This window comes from Shewanella sp. AS1 (assembly GCF_021412565.1).
GTDB lineage: Bacteria > Pseudomonadota > Gammaproteobacteria > Enterobacterales > Shewanellaceae > Shewanella.
Map to the genome: position 1 here is coordinate 1 of NZ_JAKCLJ010000125.1, position 281 is coordinate 281.

Sequence of the window (281 nt, forward strand, 5' to 3'; positions counted from 1 at the left end):
GCCGAGTTCTCTCAAGCGCCTTGGTATTCTCTACCCGACCACCTGTGTCGGTTTGGGGTACGATTCCTACTAACCTGAAGCTTAGAAGATTTTCCTGGAAGCAGGGCATCAACTACTTCATCCCCTTGGGGACTCGTCATCAGCTCTCAGTGTATGTGTGCCCGGATTTGCCTAAGCACACCACCTACAGCCTTAAACGCGGACTACCAACGCCGCGCTAGCCTAGCCTTCTCCGTCTCTCCATCGCAGTTAGCAAGAGTACGGGAATATTAACCCGTTTC

Annotated in this window: 1 rRNA gene; it reads right to left on the minus strand. The window is 52.7% G+C overall.

The annotated features are described in order from the left end of the window. Positions 1-281: ribosomal RNA gene (locus tag LZP69_RS16345) — 23S ribosomal RNA — on the minus strand; the annotation flags it as partial.